This window comes from Sandarakinorhabdus rubra (genome assembly GCF_010994245.1).
GTDB classification, from domain to species: domain Bacteria; phylum Pseudomonadota; class Alphaproteobacteria; order Sphingomonadales; family Sphingomonadaceae; genus Sandarakinorhabdus; species Sandarakinorhabdus rubra.
Window position 1 is genome coordinate 1 of sequence record NZ_WMHO01000465.1, and the last position, 586, is coordinate 586.

The 586-nt window shown below is 73.4% G+C and carries 1 pseudogene; it reads left to right on the forward strand.

Going from position 1 to position 586, the window contains the following annotated elements:
- Positions 1-586: pseudogene (locus tag GJV64_RS15315) on the forward strand (hypothetical protein); the annotation flags it as partial.

Consider the following 586-nt stretch of genomic DNA (forward strand, 5'->3'; position numbering starts at 1 on the left):
GGCACTGCCTATCTCAACCTCGGCTTCGTGCCGTCGGCCGGCACGCCCGGCGCGGTCACGCAGGCACCGGATGGCGCCATCGCGCTGGGCGCATCCGGCCCGATCGCGCTGGCCCGCACTGCGGTGACGCCGCTCAATGTCGTCCCGCCTGAGGTCATTGACCAGAATGTCGTGCTGACGCTCGGCGCCAGCGGCGGCGACAACAATGGCGGCGGCGCTGCCAGCCTGAACCTCACCGGCGAAGTGCTCACCGATGGCACTGCGACGGCTGGCCAGATCGTCCAGTCGGTCGGCGGCGGCGGTGGCCGTGCCAGCGTGCTGCTCGACGTGTCGGCCAATGCCGTGCCCAATGCCATCCTGGTCACGGTGGGTGGCAGCGATGTCACCAACTCGGCCGGCGGCAGCGCCACGGCGGTGCAGGCCGGCCGCATCACCACGCTGGGCGCCATCGCGCCGGCGGTCATCCTGCAGTCGATTGGCGGCGGTGGCGGCTCGGCCGGCCTCGGCCTGTCGGCCGGCGGCCCGCTGGGGGCACTGGCGCAGGTGACACTGGGCGGCAGCGGCGGCACCGGGAACGATGGCGGCG